Annotated in this window: 1 protein-coding gene; it reads right to left on the minus strand. The window is 66.2% G+C overall.

All coding sequences use genetic code 11. The features are described 5' to 3' along the window. A partial coding sequence (locus ACP7BV_RS27475) for a hypothetical protein (RefSeq protein ID WP_426108082.1) occupies positions 1-779 on the minus strand: 779 nt, incomplete at both ends.

Raw genomic sequence — 779 nt, forward strand, 5'->3', positions numbered from 1 at the left:
GGCTGTCACATCTACGCCAAGGCGCACGGCCGTGGTGTCGATCGGCGCCAGGCTGTCGAGCATGTCGCTTACCTGGAGCAGCCCCTGGATCGCGGTCGCGTAGCCGGCCGCCGTATTGCGGTTGAACGCCAGCATGGCGGCATCCAGCTGCGCCTGAGCACGGTCACGCGTTTTACGGTCTTGCGTGCGGCTGATGGCGAGCGCAAGCAGCGACGCCTTTACCGTGACCGCAGTCTGGTCGGCCGGCTTGACGGAAAACACTTGCGTCAACTTGGGGCCAACCGGCGTCAGCACGCCATTGACGACCGAGCTGACCACGGTATCGATCGCATGGGTTCCTGCTGCCGAAGGGGCCCGCAGCGACAGGTACAGGTCGGCGCTTTGATACTTGCCCAAGGCGAAGCTCCACTGCGCGCTGTTGCTGACCGCGTCGAAAGCACCCGGCGCGCTGGCATTCAGGAAGCCCGCTCCCGCCGGCAGCCTGGACGCGACATTCAGGTCGACCGAGCCGGCCCGGTTGACGATGCTGGTGCGCAGGCGCACCACACTGCCGGGCGTTACCGCCTGGGCCTGGGCTGGCAGCAGCGCTTTAAGCGTGGCGTCCAGCACCGGCAGCCACGCATCCTGCGCTGCCAGGCTACTGGCCAAGTCGAACGCGAACAGCACTGCCTGGCCATTGCCATAGGCGTTGCTCGCAATCGCCGCACCACCGGACTGCGGCTGGCTGCCCGTAAAGACGCCCTGCTGTTTGCTGGTGAGCAGTTCGGGCTTTTGCGCTC

Source organism: Massilia sp. TSP1-1-2 (assembly GCF_049896185.1).
Lineage (GTDB): Bacteria > Pseudomonadota > Gammaproteobacteria > Burkholderiales > Burkholderiaceae_D > Telluria_A.